This is a genomic window from Pigmentiphaga sp. GD03639, assembly GCF_029845405.1.
Taxonomy (GTDB): Bacteria; Pseudomonadota; Gammaproteobacteria; order Burkholderiales; family Burkholderiaceae_B; genus Pigmentiphaga; species Pigmentiphaga daeguensis.
Genome location: NZ_JAOCLR010000006.1, coordinates 246,057 through 262,289 on the forward strand (window position 1 = coordinate 246,057; position 16,233 = coordinate 262,289).

Annotated in this window: 16 protein-coding genes; 12 read left to right on the top strand and 4 right to left on the bottom strand. The window is 69.1% G+C overall.

From position 1 onward, the window contains the following. The first annotated feature begins 2 nt into the window (after positions 1-2). On the top strand, positions 3-782 hold the full coding sequence (locus N5K27_RS09235; protein WP_132980616.1) for an ABC transporter ATP-binding protein: 780 nt from the start codon (positions 3-5) through the stop codon (positions 780-782). A 3-nt stretch (positions 783-785) separates the two neighbouring features. Next, on the top strand, positions 786-1,562 hold the full coding sequence (locus N5K27_RS09240) for an ABC transporter permease (RefSeq protein WP_132980617.1): 777 nt from the start codon (positions 786-788) through the stop codon (positions 1,560-1,562). 15 nt (positions 1,563-1,577) lie between these two features. On the opposite strand, the gene thpR is transcribed toward N5K27_RS09240, so the two are convergent. Both thpR and N5K27_RS09250 read right to left on the bottom strand, forming a co-directional pair. After that, positions 1,578-2,123, bottom strand: coding sequence for an RNA 2',3'-cyclic phosphodiesterase (gene thpR, locus N5K27_RS09245; RefSeq protein ID WP_132980618.1), 546 nt, complete (start codon positions 2,121-2,123; stop codon positions 1,578-1,580). A gap of 71 nt (positions 2,124-2,194) precedes the next feature. Further along, entirely contained in the window at positions 2,195-3,160 is a 966-nt protein-coding gene (locus N5K27_RS09250) for a glycerophosphodiester phosphodiesterase family protein (protein WP_279815900.1), read from the bottom strand. Positions 3,161-3,315: 155 nt separating this feature from the next. Between N5K27_RS09250 and N5K27_RS09255 the strand changes: the two genes are divergently transcribed. The 10 genes from N5K27_RS09255 (at position 3,316) to N5K27_RS09300 (ending at position 12,727) form a co-directional block, all read left to right on the top strand. Further along, positions 3,316-4,632 (top strand): aromatic ring-hydroxylating dioxygenase subunit alpha, encoded by a 1,317-nt coding sequence (locus tag N5K27_RS09255; RefSeq protein WP_279815902.1) that lies wholly within the window; start codon positions 3,316-3,318, stop codon positions 4,630-4,632. Continuing rightward, entirely contained in the window at positions 4,629-5,135 is a 507-nt protein-coding gene (locus tag N5K27_RS09260) for an aromatic-ring-hydroxylating dioxygenase subunit beta (protein WP_087838555.1), read from the top strand. The genes N5K27_RS09255 and N5K27_RS09260 overlap by 4 nt, the downstream gene beginning before the upstream one ends. 10 nt (positions 5,136-5,145) lie before the next feature. Next, positions 5,146-5,832: a GntR family transcriptional regulator gene (locus N5K27_RS09265; protein WP_165963346.1), complete on the top strand. Its 687-nt coding sequence runs from the start codon at positions 5,146-5,148 to the stop codon at positions 5,830-5,832. 38 nt (positions 5,833-5,870) lie between these two features. Beyond that, entirely contained in the window at positions 5,871-7,583 is a 1,713-nt protein-coding gene (gene ilvD, locus N5K27_RS09270; protein WP_087838553.1) for a dihydroxy-acid dehydratase, read from the top strand. Positions 7,584-7,614: 31 nt separating this feature from the next. Next, positions 7,615-8,496 carry an NAD(P)-dependent oxidoreductase gene (locus N5K27_RS09275; RefSeq protein ID WP_279815906.1) on the top strand — a complete coding sequence of 294 codons (882 nt, stop codon included), beginning with the start codon at positions 7,615-7,617 and terminating at the stop codon, positions 8,494-8,496. Positions 8,497-8,550: 54 nt separating this feature from the next. Then, on the top strand, positions 8,551-9,525 hold the full coding sequence (locus tag N5K27_RS09280) for an ABC transporter substrate-binding protein (RefSeq protein WP_087838551.1): 975 nt from the start codon (positions 8,551-8,553) through the stop codon (positions 9,523-9,525). A gap of 61 nt (positions 9,526-9,586) precedes the next feature. After that, on the top strand, positions 9,587-10,363 hold the full coding sequence (locus N5K27_RS09285) for an ABC transporter ATP-binding protein (protein ID WP_087838550.1): 777 nt from the start codon (positions 9,587-9,589) through the stop codon (positions 10,361-10,363). Continuing rightward, positions 10,360-11,142, top strand: coding sequence for an ABC transporter permease (locus tag N5K27_RS09290; protein WP_279815909.1), 783 nt, complete (start codon positions 10,360-10,362; stop codon positions 11,140-11,142). The genes N5K27_RS09285 and N5K27_RS09290 overlap by 4 nt, the downstream gene beginning before the upstream one ends. Next, entirely contained in the window at positions 11,139-11,906 is a 768-nt protein-coding gene (locus N5K27_RS09295; RefSeq protein WP_279815912.1) for an ABC transporter permease subunit, read from the top strand. Before N5K27_RS09290 ends, N5K27_RS09295 begins: the two co-directional genes overlap by 4 nt. Positions 11,907-11,947: 41 nt before the next feature. Continuing rightward, the gene (locus N5K27_RS09300; protein ID WP_279815913.1) at positions 11,948-12,727 is read left to right on the top strand and encodes a TIM barrel protein; all 780 of its coding nucleotides are present in this window, start codon (positions 11,948-11,950) and stop codon (positions 12,725-12,727) included. Positions 12,728-12,745: 18 nt separating this feature from the next. Here N5K27_RS09300 and cobA read toward each other — a convergent pair whose 3' ends face one another. Together cobA and N5K27_RS09310 are read right to left on the bottom strand one after the other, a co-directional pair. Beyond that, on the bottom strand, positions 12,746-13,492 hold the full coding sequence (gene cobA / locus N5K27_RS09305) for a uroporphyrinogen-III C-methyltransferase (RefSeq protein WP_279815915.1): 747 nt from the start codon (positions 13,490-13,492) through the stop codon (positions 12,746-12,748). A 24-nt stretch (positions 13,493-13,516) separates the two neighbouring features. Further along, positions 13,517-16,225, bottom strand: a complete 2,709-nt coding sequence (locus N5K27_RS09310) for a nitrate reductase (protein ID WP_279815916.1) — start codon at positions 16,223-16,225, stop codon at positions 13,517-13,519. Between the last annotated feature and the right edge of the window lie 8 nt (positions 16,226-16,233).

Genomic DNA, 16,233 nt, shown 5'->3' on the forward strand with positions numbered 1-16,233 from the left:
GCATGGAGTCGCCCATCATCGAACTGGCCGGCGTCGGCAAGACGTTTGTCACCAGCGACCGCAGCAGTACGGAGGCCTTGAGCGGCATAGACCTCGGCATTGCCCGGCACGAGTTCGTCGCGCTGATCGGGCCATCGGGTTGCGGCAAGTCGACGCTGTTGCGGCTGATGGCCGGGCTGCTGCCCGCCAGCGCGGGAAGCATTCGCATCTATCGCCAGCCCGTGAGTGAGCCGCGCGACGAAATCGGCATCGTTTTCCAGCGCCCGACGCTGTTGCCGTGGATGAGCGTGCTCGACAACGTGGCGTTTCCCGTCAAGCTCAAGATGGGCCGGGTGGATCCGGCGACGCTGGCCCGCGCCCGCGAACTCGTGGGCATGGTAGGGTTGGCCGATTTCATCGACAAGCGGCCCGATGAACTGTCGGGAGGCATGCAGCAGCGGGTGGGCATTGCCCGTTCGCTGTTGCACGATCCCGATATCCTCTTGATGGACGAGCCGTTCTCGGCGCTCGACGCGCTCACGCGCGACGAGATGAGCCTCGAGCTGTTGCGCATTCTGCGCGATACGCCCAAGACGGTCGTGTTTGTGACGCATTCGATCCCCGAGGCATTGCTTCTGTCCGATCGCATCGTCGTAATGCAGGCCCGGCCGGGGCGCGTGCGCGATGTGATCGACGTACCCTTCGCCAGGCCGCGTTCGCTCGATACGCTGACCGACTCCCGCTTCAACCGCATGGCCAATGACATCCGGGAACAGGTGTTCACCCGCAGGACGGAACCCTAGACGATGCACCCGCTGCTTACCTACGCCCATCGCCATGCCCCGCTGTTGACGGCCGCCGGGCTGCTCGCGGCTTGGGAGCTTGCCTGCCGCTTGTTTGCGATACCGGCCTATGTGTTTCCGGCGCCGTCGGAAATCGTGCGCGCGGCCGGAACGTTTACCGCGCCGCAGCTGTTTGGTCATTTCCGCAGCACGGTGGAGGTGGTGATCGCCGGCTTCGTCGCCGCCATTGCCGTCAGCTTCCCGGTCGCGGTGATGATTACCCACTCGCCGCTCTTGTCGCGCACGCTGGTGCCGATACTGGTGGTCATCCATTCGACACCCATCGTCGCAGTGGCGCCCATCATCGTTGTCGCGCTGGGAGCGGGCGTGCTGCCGCGCGTGGTCATTACCTGTCTGATCACTTTTTTTCCGCTGGTGATCTCGCTGGTCACGGGATTGCGGGCGACGCCGGCCGAAATCCTGGAGCTCTCGCGCTCGCTGCGGGCCAGCCGCAACCGCGAACTCTGGTTCATTCGTATGCCGTTCGCGGTGCCCTACATCTTCAGCGCGCTCAAGGTCTGTATCACGCTGGCCGTGATCGGCGCGGTGGTGGGCGAGTTCGTCACCGCCGAGAGCGGTCTGGGCTACCTGATCCTGTTCTCCACGTCGATGATGAAAATGCCGCAGTCTTTCGTGGCGTTGGCCATCCTCGTCGTGTTGAGCTTGCTGCTTTACCAGGCCATCGAGCGGATCGAGCGCAGGTGGTTCGCGTGGAGCCTGCCCAGGCGGGATCCTGCATGACGGATCCCGGCGCCGTCACCGTGGCAGGGCCCAGCGATACAGGACCTGGTAGCGCAACCCGGTTTCCCGCGCCGCCAAACAATACAGGCCCAGGCTGTCGAACGCCGCTGGCGGCGCCTGCGGTGCAGCCGGGATCGGTGGCACTGCTCGATCGTGCCCGAACCGCGCCAGGGTGACGTGCGGCCGGAAGGGCCGGGTTTCGACCGGCAGGTCCATGCTTCGCAAGATGGCCTGGACCTGGGCCACCAAGGCGCGGAGCCTGTCGGAAAGCGCGTAGGCCTGCACTGCCACGCGTGGGTGCGCGGGATGTGGCCAGAGCTCGAATGCGAGACTGTCCAGCGGCGGCACGGCGGTGGCCAGTGCGCCCAGCGCTTCGGCCAGCCGGTCGGCCTGGCCGGCGTCCAACCCGCCGAGGAAGGCCAGGGTGAGATGCAAATCGGCCGGCCGCAGAGGGGTTCCGGGCAAGCGCGCGGCACGGTCTGCCAGGTCCAAGCGCGTGGCGGCGTCCGGCCCCAGGGCGATGAAGCAGCGCGGGTAGCTGGGAGGCGGGGCGAGAGTCATGCGGTGTCCTTGAAGGTTTTCTGCGGTAAGTGCGAACTCGGGGCGGTGCACGGGGAGGCGCGCGTACCGGCTCAATGCGCCCGGATAGGGCCGCCCATCGTTTCTATCCGATTGGTCCAGACATGGCCGGGAAAGCGGGCCGGCACCTGCGCCAGGTCGGCCGGCGTGTCGATGCCCGAACTGAAGCCCCCGCCCGAGTAGGCGCCCATCACGATGACCTCGCTGCCCGCCTCGCGCATGCGTGCGGCGAAACGATAGGGCCAGCCCCACAATGCCCAGGCGTAGTTGACCGGCACGATCACCAGCGTATTGCGGCATGCCTCGGGCACGATGCCACTCCAGCCCTGGAGTTCGTAGCGCAGCAGGCAGGACAGCGTGGATGCGCGATCGTAGCCACGCAGCCCCGGCACGCGCGCGATGCTGGCGCGCGTGGGCTCGGCGCCGCCGTAGACGCCCATGACCGCCTCGCGCCACGCGGGATGGGCCGCGAGCATTTCCGCCAGGGCCCGGCCTTCCTCTTCCCGCCGGCTCTTGAAATTGACCAGGAAGCGGCCGCCGGGGAAGGCGTCCAGCACCTCGTCCAGCGTGGGCATCTGGCCCACGCCGCGGCCTCGCAGCGGCCAGGTCCTGCCGTCGTCGGCGGTATAGCCATGGCCGACGTCCAGGGTCCGCAACACCGTCATGGGCGTGTCCTGGGTGACGCCGTGGCCGTTCGTGCGGCAGTCCAGCGTCCAGTCGTGAAAGACCGCGAACTTCCCGTCCGGGGTCAGGTGCACGTCCAGTTCGACCGTCCGGGCGCCGGCCTCGAAGGCGGCACGCATCGAGGCGAGCGTGTTTTCCATGTAGCCGTGCACGGGCGGCCGGATCCGGGCCGCGGTGCAGGTATCGGCGTCCAGGTCCTGCACGGCATAGGTCTGGTGCACGCCGCGATGCGCCAGGGGGAGCGGGTGACCGTCGCGGGGGGCGTGGAACAGCGAGGTGTTGCCGGCCCAGAGTGCGAAGGCGGCCAGGGCCAGTAGCGCGGCGATCTTCTTCATGTCGTCGGTTCCGCAAGAGTGGGCGCAGTTTACGCCGGGGTGCGCGCGGTGGCGCGGCACGGGTAAACCCCCTGGTCATCGTGGTCATCCGCTTGCTAGGATTTGATCAAAGATCGAATATCCAATATCGAATTCTGGCGCGCCTCGGGGAATCAATGCCGGCAGACATCGCCCAGCTCATCGACGACCGGCCTGCGGACGGCGTATTCCGCGTCCATCGCGACGTTTTCCGTCGCCAGGATGTCTACGCCCGGGAAATGGACCGCTTTTTCCATGGCGGCTGGGTGTTCGTCGCCCATGCTTCCCAGGTGCCCAACCCGCAGGACTACCTCACGACCAGCATCGGCCGGCAGCCGCTGGTCGTCATGCGCGGCCAGGACGGCACGCTGCGCTGTTTCCACAATTCCTGTCGTCACAAGGGCGCCCTGGTCTTCCACCAGCGGCGCGGCAATCGCCGCACTCATGTCTGCCACTACCACGGCTGGGCCTATGGCAGCGACGGGCGCAACCTGGGCGTCAAGGGCAGGGCCCAGGGCGACTATCCCGCCGCCTTCGACGACGACAGCCACGACCTCCAGCCGGTGGCCCGCTTCGCGGAATACCGCGGCTTCCTGTTCGCCAGCCTGGCGGCCGAGGTGCCGCCGCTCGAGACACACCTGGGCGACATCCGGCGCTTCATCGACATGGCGGTCGACCAGAGCGAGGCCGGCCTGGAAATCGTTCCCGGCGCGGTCACCTATACCTATCGCGCCAACTGGAAGCTGCAGCTGGAGAATTCCACCGACGCCTACCATTTCACGTCCACGCATCCGTCCTACCTGCGGCTGCTGGACCGGCGCTCGGGGATGGCGGGGCGCACCGACGTCGAGGCGGCGATCTGGCAGGCCGGCGGCAAGAAGCGCGAGGAAATGATGGGATCCTTCGGCTTTCCCAACGGGCACGCGCTGGTATGGACCACCTCGCCGGTGGAGAACCACCCCTTGTATGCGCGCCTGCCGGAACTGCGCGCGCGCGTGGGCGATACGCGCGCCGAATGGATGCTGCGCACGCGCCAGTGCAACATCTTTCCCAACCTGCAGCTGGCTTCCAACGCGGCCCTGCAGATGCGCGTGATCCGCCCGCTGGCGGTGGACCTGACCGAGATCACCTCTTATTGCCTGGCCCCGGTGGGCGAGGATGCCGAGCAGCGGCGCCAGCGCCTGCGCCAGTACGAGGATTTCTTCAACCCCAGCGGGCTGGCCACGCCGGACGACACGGTCACCTTCGAGGACTGCCAGCGCGGCTTCGAAAGTGGCGAGATCGAATGGCAGCAAGGCTATGCGCGCGGCATGGGGCGGGTGGTACGGGGCGCCGACGCCCATGCGGCGGAACTGGACATCGCGCCCGATACGTCGATCTCGGGGCCGTTCGAGATGAGCGATGAAACCGTGTTCCACGCGCTGTACCGCAACTGGTCGAGGAAGTTGAAATGAGCAGGCTGGCGCTGGAAGTGCAGGCCGATGCGCAGGCCGTCGTGTTCCAGGAGGCCGCCCACCTGGACGCGCAGCGCTGGGACGACTGGCTGGCGCTGTATGCCGAGGACGCGAGTTTCTGGCTGCCGGCCTGGACCGACGAACATCGCCTGTCGGTATCGCCGGACAGCGAGTTGTCGTTGATGTATTGCGCCGCGCGCGCGGGCCTGGAAGACCGGGTCTGGCGGGTGCGGTCCGGGCTGTCGGTCGCGTCCACTCCCTTGCCCCGTACCTGTCACGCCGTGACGGGATGCGTGGCGACGGCGGCCGGCGAAGGCCGGGTGCGGGTCGAGTCGGCCTGGACCTGCCATGTCTACAACGTCAAGCACCGCGACCAGCACACCTTCTTCGGCCGCTACGAGCACCTGCTGCGGCCGGAAGGCGAGGGCTGGCGCATCGCCGCCAAGAAGATCGTGCTGATGAACGACGTCATTCCCACCATGATCGATTTCTACTGCGTCTAGGATGGCCGCCATGCTCCCTGCCCTGGGCGAAATCAAACCCGTCGTTCGGTCCTCGGTGTCCGACGCGGTCTACCAGACCCTGCGCAACAAGCTGATGCACGGCGAATATCCCGCCGGCCAGCTGCTGGGCATCCAGGACCTGGCCAACGCGCTGGAAACCAGCACCATGCCGGTGCGGGAAGCGCTGCGCCAACTGGTGGCGCAGCAAGGGCTGGAACCGATGCGCAGCGGCACCGTGCGCGTGCCGCTGATCACGCCCGAGCGGCTGGACGACATCCGGCGCTCGCGCGTGCTGATCGAGGGCACGGTCACCGAATGGGCGGGACCGCGGCTGACCGCCCGCCAGCTGGACGACCTGGAACAACTGGCCGCCGAGATCACGGTGGCGCGCCGTTCGCGCGAAGGGCTGGCCGACAGCCTGGAGAAGAACCGCATCTTCCACTACACCATCTACCAGGCCGCGCAGTCGCCCGTCATGCTTGCCATGATCGACAGCCTCTGGCTGCAGTCGGGCGCCTACCTGCGCGCCACGCGCGAGTTCCTGCACACCGACACCATCGCCGCCGATCGCCTGCACGAGTCCGCGGTGGCGGCCATGCGCGCGGGCGACTATGCGCAGGCCCGAAAATTCATCGAGACCGACGTGAGCTGGGTGTTCGACCGGCTCAGCGCCGTGCCCGATGCCATGAGCCGATAAGGCCGGCAACGAAGACCCAGAATCCGGAGTAGAAGAGAATGAAGACCAAGCGCCTGAGATCCGACATCACCCGCGAGGGACTGGACCGGACGCCGCACCGCGCCTTCATGCGCGCCACGGGCCTGGACGACGAGGACATCGCCAAGCCCATGGTGGGCATCGTCAGCATGCGCGGCGACCTGAGCCCTTGCAACATGACCCACGCGCCGCAGGTCGAGGCCGCGCGCATGGGGGTCGCCTCGGCCGGCGGCACGCCGCGGGAGTTCTCCACCATCTCGGTGTCCGACGGCATAGGCATGAACCACGAGGGCATGAAGTTCTCGCTGGTCAGCCGGGAGCTGATCGCCGATTCCATCGAGGCCGTGGTGCACGGCCATGCGCACGACGGGCTGGTGGCGTTCGGCGGCTGCGACAAGACCCTGCCTGGTGCGATGATGGGCCTGGTCCGCTGCAACGTGCCGGGCGTGTTCGTCTACGGCGGCAGCGCGCTGCCGGGCCGTTTCGAAGGGCGCGACATCACGGTGCTGGATGCCTATGAAGCGGTGGGCGCGGCGCAGACGGGCAAGATGACCGAAGAGAAGGTCATGATGCTCGAGCGCGCCTGCAAGCCCACCATCGGCGCCTGCGCCGGCCAGTTCACCGCCAACACCATGGCCATGGTGGCCGAGGCGCTGGGGCTGACCGTGCCGAATTCGGCCATGGTGCCGGGCGTGTACTCCGAGCGCCTGGACATCGCTCGGCGCGCCGGCCAGATCGTGATGAAGCTGATCGAGAACGGCGGCCCGCTGCCGCGCGACATCGTCACGCGCAAGGCGCTGGAGAACGCCTGTGCGCTGGTGGCGGCCACCGGCGGCTCGACCAACGCGGCGCTGCACATTCCCGCCATCGCCAACGAGGCCGGCATCGCCTTCGACGTGGACGACGTGGCGGCGGTGTTCGCGCGCACGCCGCTGATCGGCGATCTGCGGCCGGGCGGCAAGTACGTGGCCAAGGACGTCTACGACATCGGCGGCGTGTCGGTGTTGATACGCGAACTGATACGCAGCGGGCACATCGACGGCAGCTGCGTCACCGTGACCGGCCGCACGCTGGCCGAGGAGCATGGCGCGGCGCCGGAGCCCGACGAGAAGGTCGTGCGCCGGGCCGATCAGCCCATCCTGGTCGACGGCGGCCTGGCGGTGCTCAAGGGCAACCTCGCGCCCAGCGGCGCGCTGCTGAAGGTCGCGGGCCTGGCCAAGCGCGTGCATGAAGGTCCCGCCCGTGTGTTCGACGGCGAGGATGCCTGCGCCGAGGCCGTCAGCCAGCGGCGCTACGCCGAGGGCGACGTGCTCATCATCCGCTACGAGGGCCCGGCCGGCGGCCCCGGCATGCGCGAGATGCTGGGCGTGACGGCGCTGATCTACGGCCAGCAGATGGGCGAGAAGGTGGCCCTGTTGACCGACGGCCGGTTCTCGGGCGCCACGCGCGGCATCTGCGTGGGCCACATCGCGCCCGAGGCGGCCGCGGGCGGCCCCCTGGCGCTGGTGCGCGACGGCGACCGCATCCGCATCGACGGCGACGCGCGCACCCTGGAACTGCTGGTGGACGATGCCGAGCTGGCGCGCCGCCGTGCCGCCTGGCAACCGCCGCCGCCCAATCACAAGGCAGGGCTGCTGTCCAAGTACGCCAGGACCGTGGGGCAGGCCGATACCGGCGCCGTCACCCATGCCGGGGGCGCGCAGTGGCCCGAGCCGGCGGCCCCCTCCGTTTGAACGCCACCGCCTTCGAGACAAAGGAAGCATCATGAGTAGCACGGCACGATTGGGATATCTGGGCATGGGCCTGATGGGCCTGCCCATGTCGCTGCGGTTGCGGGCGGCGGGTTGCGAACTTGCCGTCTGGAACCGGTCGGCGGCCAAGGCCGAACCGGCCCGGGCGGCCGGCGCGCGCGTGGCGGCCAGTCCCGCCGAGGTGGCACGCGAGGCCGACATCGTGTTCATGTGCCTGACCGACGCCGCCGCGGTCGAGGACGTGGTGTTCGGCGCGAACGGGCTCGCGTTCGTGCCCGGCCGGGGCAAGGTGGTGGTCGATTTCTCGTCCATCACGCCGGCCGCCACGCGTGACATCGCGGCCCGCCTGGCTGCCGCCAACGGCATGCGCTGGATGGATGCGCCGGTGTCGGGCGGGACCAAGGGCGCCGAGGAAGGATCGCTGGCCATCATGGCCGGCGGCAGCCAGGAAGACTACGATCGCGTGCAGCCCTACGTGGCGCACATGGCCCAGCGCTTCACACTGATGGGGCCGCTGGGGGCGGGGCAGACGACCAAGCTGTGCAACCAGATCATCGTGGGCGGCACCATGGCCATCCTGGCCGAGGCCACCCGGCTGGCGGCGAACTCGGGCATCGATCCGATGCTGCTGCCGCAGGCCCTGGCCGGCGGGTTCGCCGACTCCAAGCCGCTGCAGCTGTTCCTGCCGCGCATGGCGCAGGGTATCCACAATCCCCCCATCGGCCACACCTACACCATGCTCAAGGACCTGGACAGCGTGGTCGAACTGGCCCGCCAGACCGGTACGCCGGTGCCGATGACCGCCGTCGCCTCGCAGATGTTCCGGCTGGTCAACGCGACGCGGGGCCCCGAGTCCGAAGCGCTCGAAATCTACAAGCTGAGCGAAAGCCGCTGACCCCCCAAGCATCGTGGAATTGAAATCCGATCGTCAACCTGCCAGGAGTCATTCATGAAGAAAATCGCAGCGCTTGCCCTGACCGGCCTCATCGCCGCATGGTCCGTACCCGCCGCCGCCCAGCAGGTGATCCGCGTGGGCTGGCTGATTCCGGCCGAGGAGGCCAAGTACTGGATGATGAAGCGCCCCGCCGAGTTCCCGCAACTGGGCTCGAAATACAAGATCGAGTGGGTGCAGTTCCAGGGCACCTCGCCCGTCATGCAGGCCTTCGCCGCCAAGGCGGTGGACTGCGGCACGCAGACGCCGCTGTCCGTGGGGCAGGGCCTGATCGAGGCCAAGGTGCAGACCTCGATCATCGCCCAGCACGTGTTCGAGACGCCCACCAGCTTCTCGGTGTACTGGGCCGTCAAGGACGATTCGCCCATCAAGTCCGTCAAGGACCTCAAGGGCAAGCGCATCGGCGTGTCGGTGCTGGGCGCCGGCGTCTACGCGCCGCTGGTGCAGATGCTGGAGAAGAACGGCCTCGACCCCAAGACCGACGTGAAGATGATCGAGACCGGTTTTGCGCCGTCCGAGGATGCCATCCGTTCGGGCCGCGTGGACGCCGGCGTGCTGAACCAGCCTTTCGCCGCGCGCGCCGAGGCCAAGGGCGGCCTGCGCAAGCTGTTCTCGGTGGCCGACCAGCAGCCCAATTTCGTGCACATCCTGGAAGCGTGCCGCAAGGATTTCGTGGACCAGAACCCCGAGCTGGTGAAGGCCTACATCCGTGACCTGACCACCGCGATGGGCAAGGTGCTGGCCAATCGTCCCGAGACGCTGAAGGTCGTGTCCGAGGTGACCAAGGCGCCGGTATCGGTGCTGGATACCTACCTGCTCAAGGGCAACGACTTCGCCCGCGATCCCGGCATGGCCCCCAACTTCCCGGCCATCCAGAGCCTGCTCGACAGCTTCACGCAGGCGGGCCTGATGTCGCAAAAGGTGGACGTGGCCTCGTTCAGGAACGGCGACATCCACGCCCCGATCAAGTAGCGCCCCGGCGCGATGCAAGGACAGGTCCCGCACGGGCGGGGCCGCGCTCTGGAACTTCTCCATGATTGCCATCAAGCACGTTTCCCAGGTCTTCGCCGTCGGCAAGGGCGAGCGGCATGTCGCGCTGTCGGACATTTCCCTGGACCTTCGCGACGGCGAGTTCATCTCCATCCTCGGCCCCTCGGGTTGCGGCAAGTCCACGCTGCTGTACATCGTGGGCGGATTCGTCAAGCAGAGTTCGGGGTCGGTCGAGATCGACGGCCGGCCGGTCACCGGTCCCGGCCCGGACCGCGGGCCGGTGTTCCAGGAGTTCGCGCTCTATCCGTGGAAGACGGTGCTGGGCAACGTGGCCTACGGCCTGCGCCAGCAGGGCGTGGCCCGGGCGCCGGCCGAGGCGCGGGCGCGTGAGCTGCTGTCCATGGTGGGCCTGTCGGGCTACGAGAATTTCTACGCCAAGCAATTGTCGGGCGGCATGAAGCAGCGGGTGGCCATCGCCCGCACGCTGGCCTACAACCCCGCCGTCCTGCTGATGGACGAACCGTTCGGCGCGCTGGACGCGCATACCCGCAACCGCCTGCAGAACGACCTGCTCAAGATCTGGGAGCGCGACCGCAAGAGCGTGCTGTTCGTCACCCACAGCGTGGAAGAGGCGGTCTACCTGTCCGACCGGGTCGTGGTGCTGACCAAGTCGCCCGGGCGCATCAAGGAAATCGTCACCATCGACCTGCCCCGGCCGCGCATGCGCGCCGAGCTGCTGCTCAACCCCCGCTACCAGCAATACGTCATCGACATCGAGGCGATGATCGACAACCAGCCCGAGCAGGAGGAAGCGGCGTGAAGAAGCTGCTGCGAGCGCCGGGCGTTTCCGCGCTGCTGGTGTGCCTGGGGCTGCTGGCGGCATGGGAACTGGCGGCGCGCCTGTACGACAACCCGGGCCTGCCGACGGCCGCGCAGGCGCTGACCGAACTGCCGCGCATCTTCGCCGATCCGCAGGCGACCTTCGACATCCTGGATTCGCTGCGGCGCATGCTGATCGGCTTCGTCCTGGCGCTGATGGTGGCCGGTCCCATCGGGCTCCTGATGGGCCGTTCGCCGGTGGTCGAGACGCTGATGAATCCGCTCCTGATGGTGGTCTATCCCATTCCCAAGGCCGCGCTGATGCCGCTCATCATGCTGTGGCTGGGCGTGGGCGATGCCTCGAAGATCCTGGTGGTGTTCCTGGGCGTCAGCCTGCCGCTGCTGTACCACAGCTACCAGGGGGCGCGCGCGGTCGAGGAGAAGATGCTGTGGTCCGCCGCGGCCATGGGCATGAACGGCGCGCAGCGCATGTTCCGGATCGTGCTGCCGGCCGCGCTGCCGGAGATCCTGACCGGCTGCCGGACCGGCATCGTGATGGGCCTGATCACCATGATCACCAGCGAAATGATCGCGCGCCAGACCGGCGCGGGCAACATCCTGTTCAATGCCATGGACATGGCCCAGTACGAGACCGTGTACGCCATGATCATCGTCATCGGCCTCCTGGGCATCGTGCTCGACATGTGTTTCGAGGCGGTGCGCGCGCGGCTGACCCGCTGGGCCGACCGGCAGTCCGATGCCGCCATGGGGGCGCTATGAAGACGGTCCGCCGCATCTCTTCGTTCATCGGCGCGCTGCCCATCGTGCTGATCCTGGCCGCATGGCAGGGGCTGGCGATGTCGGGTCGGGTCACCGAGAACCAGTTGCCCAGCCTGTACGCGGTGGTCATGAGGCTGCTCGAGCAACTGGCTTCGCCGGCTTTCCTGTCCGATGTCGGCATCACCCTGTTCCGTCTGTTCGTGGGCTTCTTCATCGCGCTGGTGCTGGGCGTCGGCCTGGGCATGGCGGCCGCCCGGTCCAAGGTGGGCGCCGCGGTCGTGGTGCCCGTGGTCAGGGTGCTGGGCCCCATCCCCAAGGTGGCGCTCTATCCCGCCTTCATCCTGCTGCTGGGTTTCGACCATTCGTCCAAGATCGCGCTGGTCGTGGCCGACGCCGCCTTTCCCATCCTGCTCGCCACGCTGCATGGCGCGCGCTCGGTGGAACCCAAGCTGATCTGGTCGGCGCTGGCCGCCGGCACGCCGCGCTCGCGCATCGTGACTTCCATCGTCCTGCCGGCGGCCATGCCGTCCATCCTGACCGGCTGCCGCATCGGCCTGGTCATTTCCTGCGTGGTGGTGTTCCTGGCGGAGATGATCACGTCCACCGACGGCCTCGGCCACCAGCTGGTGATCGCCTCGCGCAGCTTCATCACCGTCGACATGTTCGTCGCGCTGGTCGCGATCTCGCTGCTTGGCCTGGTGCTGAACTTCCTGCTGGGGCGCGCCCGCCGGTTCTTCCTGCGCGGCTTTCCCGAGGAGTCCTGAACCGTGCGCGCTTCCGTCTCGAACCTGTCCTGATTCCCGCCATGATCCGATTCTCGGCCAACCTGTCCATGCTCTTCCTCGAGGTGCCCGAACTGGAGCGGCCGGCGGCCGCCCGCCGGGCCGGCTTCGACGCCGTCGAGGTCCAGTTTCCCTACGACCACGAGGCCGCGCGGTGGCGCGACGCGCTTCACGCGGCGGGGGTCGAGCTGGCGCTGTGCAACGTGCCGGCGGGCGATCTGATGGCGGGCGGACAGGGCCTGGCGGCGGTGCCGGGAAGGGAGGCCGCCTTTCGCGAGGCGGTGGCGCAGGCCGCCAAGGTTGCGCAGGTGCTGCGGCCCCGCAACGTCAACGTGTTGGCGGGTTGCCCCGGGCCCGAGCACGATCGCGAGCGCTGCCTGGATACGCTGGCCGGCAACCTGGCCCACGCCGCCCAGGTCCTGGGCGACCTGGGCATGGGCGTGGTGACCGAGGCGGTCAATACCGTGGACCGTCCCCGCTACCTGATCGACACCACGCGGGCCGCGCTCGACGTCATCGATCGCGCGGCGCATCCCAACCTGCGCATCCAGTACGACCTCTACCATATGCAGATCATGGAGGGCGACCTGATCCGCAGCCTGCGCACCCACTGTGCGCGCATCGGCCACATCCAGTTCGCCGACACGCCGGGGCGCCACGAGCCGGGGACCGGCGAAATCCATTTCCCCAACGTGTTCGCCGCGCTGGACGAGCTGCCCTACGACGGCTTCGTCGGCGCCGAGTACGTGCCCACGGGCCGGACCGAGGACACCCTGGCATGGATGGCGGGGCGCCGCCGCTGACGCTGCGGCGATGCCCGGTCAGGCGCTGTGGCGCATGGCCGGCGCGGCATGCGCGCGGGCCAGGCCGATCGCGTCTCCCACGAGGATGATCGCGGGGCTGCCCAGCCCCGCCCCGCGCGCATCGTCCGCCAGCTGGCCCAGCCGGGTCGCCAGCCTTGTTTCGCGCGGTGTCGAGGCCCACTGCACCACCGCGGCCGGGGTGGAGGCGGGCAGGTGCGCCAGCAGGCCGGCCTGCACTTGCTCGATACGCTGCATGCCCATGTAGATGACCAGCGTGGTGCGGCTGCGCGCCAGCGCCTGCCAGTCCGGCTGCGCGCCGTCCTGGGTATGGGCGGTGACGAAGCTGACCCCGTGGCAGTGATCCCGGTGGGTGAGCGAGATGCCCAGCGCCGCGGCGGCCGCCATGCCGGCGCTGATGCCATTGATCAGCTCCACTTCGATGCCGGCGGCTTCCAGGAAGGCGATTTCTTCGCCCGCGCGTCCGAACATCAAGGCTTCGCCACCCTTGACGCGCACCACGGTCCTGCCTTGCAGCGCGTAGCGGCGCATCAGCCGCTGGATGAAGGGCTGGGGCGTGGAACGGCAGCCGCCGCGCTTGCCCACCCGCAGCACCCGCGCCCGGGGAGCGAGTTCGGCGATGTCGGGCGGCACCAGTTCGTCCAGCAACAGCACGTCCGCCGACAGCAGGGCGCGGACCGCCTTGCGTGTCAGCAGGTCCGGGTCGCCCGGGCCGGCGCCCATCAGAATCACTCGTCCTGGCTTCATGTCATCGTCCTTGTCGAGGCGGCGTCATGCCGACATCCGCGAGGCCCCGCACAGGCGGGACAGTTCCGGAACGCAGGACCCGCACACGGTCCCGCACCCCAAGCTGGCTTTCAGCGCCGCGACGTCGGCCCCGCGCGCGATGGCGGCGGCGATGGCCGATTCGGGCACGCCCTTGCATTGGCAGACCGTGCGGTCCCGCGCGGGGGCGCCGCCTTCGGGCGTGAAGACGCGCAGGCGCGAGCCGCTCCACGGCTCGGCGGACAGCAGGCGTTCGATCAGCGGTTCGGCATGGCCGGCGTCGCCGGCCAGCAGGAAGGCGCGCAGCCGTCCCGCCTCCCAGCGCGCGCATTTGCGTACGCCCTGGCCGCGGTCGCGGTATTCCAGGACGTCGGGGCTCGCGCCCATGTCCAGCGCGACGGCCAGCGCGTCCAGCCAGGCTTCATCGGGAGCCGCCATCGCGGCGGTCAGCGTCAGCACGGAGCGCGAGGCGTCGCCGCGCAGGCCCAGCGCGGCGTAGCCACAGGGCGCCAGCAGGGGACGCAGCGCGGCGCGCAGGCGTTGCGTGTCTTCCTGGTCCGTGGCCGCGATCGCCGCACGGATCCGCCATTCCAGCTCCGCCTTCTCGACCCGGACCGCGCTGTGCTTGAGCTCGGGCTGGAAGGACTTGTCGTCCACGGCCGCATTGCAGACCTCGTTGATGCCGCCGCTGTTCAGGAACTGCGCGTTCCAGTGCATGGCCGCGAACAGACTGCCGGGCGGCACGTCCTCCGTCAGCCGCAGCGGCAGCACCATGGCACCGTCGCGGCTGGCCACGCGCACCAGGTCGCCGTCGGCCAGCCCGCGCCGGGATGCGTCGGCTGGGTGCATGTCCAGGGTGGGGTCCGGCGCGTGCGAGAAGGCCTGGGCGATGCGGCCGGTGCGGCTCATGCCGTGCCACTGGTCGCGCAGCCGGCCCGTGGTCAGGTGGAAAGGATGGCGCGCGCTGGTCGCCACCGCCACGGGGCGATAGGGCACGGGCTGGAAGCGCGCGCGGCCGGATGCGGTGGCGTAGCGGCCGTCGGCGTAGCGGCGCGCCAGGCCGGTGGCCTGGCCGGCGGGGAAGGGCCATTGCTGGGGGCCGCGTGTCTCGAGCAACTCGTAGTCCAGTCCGCTGATGTCCAGGTCGCGCCCGCGGGTCAGCGCCCGGTGTTCGTCGAATATCTCGCGCGGCGTCCGGTAGGGGAACAGGTCCGGCGTGCCCGGACGCAGCAGGGCCTGCATGCGCCGCCCGACCTCGGCCGCGATGCGCCAGTCGGCGCGCGCCTGGCCGGGCGGCGCCACGGCGGGCCGCACGCGCGAGATGCGGCGTTCCGAGTTGGTGACGGTGCCGTCCTTCTCGCCCCAGCTCGATGCGGGCAGCAATACGTCGGCGTAGGCCACCGTATCGGTGTCGGCATAGGCTTCCTGCACCACCACCAGCTCGGCCCGGCGCAGCGCGCGCCGCACGGCCGCGAGATCCGGCAGGGAATGGGCGGGGTTGGTGCAGGCTATCCATATCGCCTTGACCTTGCCGGTCTCCAGGGCCTGGAACATGTCGACGGCGGCCAGCCCCGGCCGGTCGGACACGGCATCCACGCCCCAGAACGCGGCCACCTCGGCGCGGTCCGTCTGGCTGGCGATGTCCCGGTGGGCGGCCAGCATGGTCGCCATGCCGCCCACTTCGCGGCCGCCCATGGCGTTGGGCTGGCCCGTCAGCGAAAAGGGGCCGGCGCCGGCGCGGCCGATCTGGCCGGTGGCCAGGTGCAGGTTGATCAGCGCCAGGTTCTTGTCCGTGCCATGGCTGGACTGGTTCAGGCCCATGCAGTACAGCGACAGCGTGGCGGGGCTGCGGGCGAACCATTCGGCCGCCTGGCACAGGTCGCGCTCGCGTATGCCGCACAGCGCCGCGGCCACCGACGGGGGCGTGTCGCGCACCATGCGCTTGACGGCGTCGAAGCCCTCGGTACTGCCGGCGATGTGGTCCGGATCCAGCCAGCCTTCCCAGATCAGGTGGTGCAGCATGCCGTTGAACAGCGCGACGTCGGTACCCGGCTGGATGGGCAGGTGCAGGTCCGCCATCGCCGCGGTGTCGGTGCGCCGCGGGTCCACGACGATCCAGCGCGTGCCGGGCCGAGCCTCGCGCGCGGCTTCCAGCCGGCGGTACAGCACCGGATGGGCGTAGGCCATGTTGCTGCCGGCGATCAGGACCGTGTCCGCGTGGTCCAGGTCCTCGTAGCAGGTGGGCGGTCCGTCGGCGCCCAGCGACAGCTTGTAGCCGGTCACGGCGCTGGACATGCACAGGCGGGAATTGGTGTCGATGTTGTTGGTGCCGACCAGGCCCTTGGCCAGCTTGTTGAAGACGTAGTAGTCCTCGGTCAGCAACTGCCCGGACACGTAGAAGGCCACCGCGTCGGGGCCGTGCCGGCGCACGACGTCGGCCAGCCGGGCGGCCACGTGGTCCAGCGCGGTGTCCCAGTCCACCGGCGCGAGCGGCGCTTCGCGCCGCGGCCGCCACGCCGGGCGCAGCGCGCGGCCGGCATCGCTTTGGGCGGTCTGCGCCAGCGACAGGCCCTTGGAGCACAGCCTGCCGGCATTGGCGGGGTGGTCGGGATCGCCGCGCACGCCCGTGATGCGGCCATCCTCGCTGTCGATCAGGACACCGCAACCCACGCCGCAGTAGCAGCAGGTCGACGCGGTGGTTCGTGGCTCGCCCATGACGTCCT

Coding starts and splice junctions, on each gene's coding strand:
- N5K27_RS09295 (WP_279815912.1), top strand. CDS start 11,139: ATGAAGACGGTCCGCCGCATCTCTTCGTTCATCGGCGCGCTGCCCATC.
- N5K27_RS09265 (WP_165963346.1), top strand. CDS start 5,146: ATGCTCCCTGCCCTGGGCGAAATCAAACCCGTCGTTCGGTCCTCGGTG.
- N5K27_RS09280 (WP_087838551.1), top strand. CDS start 8,551: ATGAAGAAAATCGCAGCGCTTGCCCTGACCGGCCTCATCGCCGCATGG.
- thpR (WP_132980618.1), bottom strand. CDS start 2,123: ATGACTCTCGCCCCGCCTCCCAGCTACCCGCGCTGCTTCATCGCCCTG.
- N5K27_RS09250 (WP_279815900.1), bottom strand. CDS start 3,160: ATGAAGAAGATCGCCGCGCTACTGGCCCTGGCCGCCTTCGCACTCTGG.
- N5K27_RS09285 (WP_087838550.1), top strand. CDS start 9,587: ATGATTGCCATCAAGCACGTTTCCCAGGTCTTCGCCGTCGGCAAGGGC.
- N5K27_RS09275 (WP_279815906.1), top strand. CDS start 7,615: ATGAGTAGCACGGCACGATTGGGATATCTGGGCATGGGCCTGATGGGC.
- N5K27_RS09255 (WP_279815902.1), top strand. CDS start 3,316: ATGCCGGCAGACATCGCCCAGCTCATCGACGACCGGCCTGCGGACGGC.
- N5K27_RS09260 (WP_087838555.1), top strand. CDS start 4,629: ATGAGCAGGCTGGCGCTGGAAGTGCAGGCCGATGCGCAGGCCGTCGTG.
- ilvD (WP_087838553.1), top strand. CDS start 5,871: ATGAAGACCAAGCGCCTGAGATCCGACATCACCCGCGAGGGACTGGAC.
- N5K27_RS09310 (WP_279815916.1), bottom strand. CDS start 16,225: ATGGGCGAGCCACGAACCACCGCGTCGACCTGCTGCTACTGCGGCGTG.
- cobA (WP_279815915.1), bottom strand. CDS start 13,492: ATGAAGCCAGGACGAGTGATTCTGATGGGCGCCGGCCCGGGCGACCCG.
- N5K27_RS09300 (WP_279815913.1), top strand. CDS start 11,948: ATGATCCGATTCTCGGCCAACCTGTCCATGCTCTTCCTCGAGGTGCCC.
- N5K27_RS09240 (WP_132980617.1), top strand. CDS start 786: ATGCACCCGCTGCTTACCTACGCCCATCGCCATGCCCCGCTGTTGACG.
- N5K27_RS09235 (WP_132980616.1), top strand. CDS start 3: ATGGAGTCGCCCATCATCGAACTGGCCGGCGTCGGCAAGACGTTTGTC.